Source organism: Albidovulum sp., assembly GCF_049646345.1.
Classification (GTDB): Bacteria; Pseudomonadota; Alphaproteobacteria; order Rhodobacterales; family Rhodobacteraceae; genus Albidovulum.
In genome coordinates this window covers 1-2,071 of sequence record NZ_JBARVQ010000670.1, presented here as the reverse complement: position 1 = coordinate 2,071, position 2,071 = coordinate 1, and the positions used below count along the sequence as shown (strand labels likewise).

Genomic DNA, 2,071 nt, shown 5'->3' with positions numbered 1-2,071 from the left:
ATCGAGGATCGCGGTCGAGAAGGACAGGGCGCCTTGCACGATGATCGGCGACAGGCAATTCGGCAGCACGGTGACGAACATCAGCCGCGTTTGTTTCGCGCCGGCAACACGGGCCGCCGTCACGTAGTCCTTCGACCTCTCTGCCAGCACGCTCGCGCGGGTGAGCCTGACATAATGTGGCTGCAACACGATGGCGATCGCGATCATGGCATTCGTGAGTGATGGCCCGAGAATCGCGACGAGAACGAGAGCGAGCAGCAGGGAGGGAAAGGCGAGGATGATATCCATCACCCGCATGATGATCGTATCCACCCATTTCGGGGCAAAGCCCGCCAGAAGGCCGATGACGATCCCGCCGGAGGCCGCGAAGGCCACGACGATGATGCCGACATAGAAGGAATAGCGCGCCCCGTGCAGCAGCCGCGAGAGCATGTCGCGGCCGACGGCATCGGTGCCGAGCGGATAGGCGAGGGAACCGCCTTCCTCCCAGAATGGTGGTTGCAGAAGCGCGTCGCGGAATTGCTGGGTCGGGTCGTGCGGGGCCAGAATGGGTGCGAAGAGCGCCACGACGATGAAGGCGGCAAAGACCCAGAGCCCGATGACCGCACCGCGGTTTTCGCGGAAATAGTACCAGAATTCCGACAGGCGGCCGGGACGGGCAGTGGCGGTTGCTGTTGTATCGGCCATGTCAGCGCTTCCGGATCTTGGGGTTGATGAACCCGTAGAGCACGTCCACGGTCAGGTTCACGATCATCACCATGACCGCGATCAGAAGAAGGCCGCCCTGCACGACCGGGTAGTCGCGGCGAAAGATGCTGTCGACCATCCATTTGCCGATGCCGGGCCATGAGAAAATCGTCTCGGTCAGGATCGCGCCTGCCAGCAGGGTGCCAACCGAAAGGCCGATGACGGTGATGACCGGGATCAGCGCATTGCGCAAAGCATGCACCCCGTTGACGCGGGCAGGGGCCAGGCCCTTGGCGCGGGCCGTACGAATGTAATCTTCGCTCAGCACTTCCAGCATGGCCGATCGGGTCTGGCGGGCAATGACCGCCAGCGGGATCGTGCCCAGAACGATCGTTGGCAGGATCAGGTGATGAAGTGCCGAGGCGAAGGCGCCCGACTGACCAGAGCGCAGCGCATCAATCAGCATGAAACCGGTCGGCGTATCGAAATAATAAAGCAGGCTCATCCTGCCCGAGACCGGCGTCAGCCCCATCCAGCCCGATACGACGATGATCAGCAGCAGCGCCCACCAGAAGATCGGCATCGAATAGCCGACAAGGGCGGTGGACATCAGCGCCCGGTCAAAGAACTTGCCCCGGTTCACCGCCGCGATGACCCCTGCGGGCAGGCCCAGGGCCACGGCGAAGATCATCGCGCAGATCGAGAGTTCCAGCGTTGCCGGGAAAAGCGCGAAGAACTCGTCCCAGACCGGCTTCTTGGTCACGAAGCTCTGCCCCAGATCGCCCTGCACGACACCGCCGAGATAGTCGAGATATTGCTGCCAGATCGGCCGGTCGAAGCCGAATTGCTGCACAAGCTCCTGATAGCGTTCCTCGCTGACCCCGCGTTCGCCCGCCATGACGATGATCGGATCGCCCGGCAGCATGCGGATGAAGGAAAACGATATGATCGTCACGCCGAAGAAGGTCGGCAGAAACGTCAGAAGGCGCGAGAGGAGATAGCGGAGCATCAGCCGACGACCTTGAGTTCTTTCGGGAAATTGGTGAGCGAGCGGGACCCGGTTTCGGTAACAAGGATATCATCCTCGATACGCACGCCAAACCCGCCGGGGCCGGTGCGGTAAAGCCCGGGTTCATTTGTAAAGACCATGCCGGGTTCAAGCACTTCGTGGTTGCCACGCATGATATAGGGTGCCTCATGCACATCGCGCCCGAGGCCATGACCGGTCTTGGTCCGTATGCGGTCGGCGAAGGGCGAGGCTTCCAGCACCGAGATCACCGCATCGTCGACTTGATGAGCCGTGACACCGGGTTCGGTTCGGGCATGGCCCATCAGATTGGCGCGCAAAACCGTGTCATAGACCGCCTGCGCCTCATCCGAGGCA

3 protein-coding genes are annotated in these 2,071 nt (G+C 62.0%); all 3 read right to left on the bottom strand.

Translation table 11 applies throughout. The features are described from left to right. A partial coding sequence (locus tag WBB85_RS17560) for an ABC transporter permease subunit (RefSeq protein WP_432639889.1) occupies window positions 1–687 on the bottom strand: 687 nt, incomplete at its 3' end. A 1-nt stretch (window position 688) separates the two neighbouring features. Beyond that, window positions 689–1,696 carry an ABC transporter permease subunit gene (locus WBB85_RS17555; protein ID WP_432639888.1) on the bottom strand — a complete coding sequence of 336 codons (1,008 nt, stop codon included), beginning with the start codon at window positions 1,694–1,696 and terminating at the stop codon, window positions 689–691. Then, window positions 1,696–2,071 (bottom strand): M24 family metallopeptidase (locus WBB85_RS17550; RefSeq protein WP_432639887.1); only part of this gene is annotated, 376 nt, incomplete at its 5' end. The genes WBB85_RS17555 and WBB85_RS17550, both read right to left, overlap by 1 nt.